Annotated in this window: 1 protein-coding gene; it reads left to right on the forward strand. The window is 58.2% G+C overall.

Annotated features, from left to right (window positions below; all coding sequences use genetic code 11):
• A partial coding sequence (locus tag AC1RPN_RS08900) for a hypothetical protein (protein WP_481763828.1) occupies positions 1-282 on the forward strand: 282 nt, incomplete at both ends.

Here is a 282-nt window from a genome sequence, read left to right on the forward strand (position 1 = left end):
GGCCCATCTTGTGAACTTTATGGGCACCGACACGGTACCGGCACTGGTCGCGGCTCGTCGTTACTATGATGAGTCGGTCGCAGGCTTCTCGATCCCGGCCATGGAGCACTTCACGGTGACTGCATGGGGCCGCGATAATGAGGCCCGCGCTTTCTCGAACATGATCGACCAGTTCGGCGGTGAGGGGCGTGTGTACGCATGTGTCTCGGATGCCTACGACATCTACAATGCCGTGGACAACATCTGGGGCAAGCAGTTGAAGGATAAGGTCTTGTCGAAGGG

Source organism: Dellaglioa sp. CoH-57-MRSF-20, assembly GCF_056781955.1.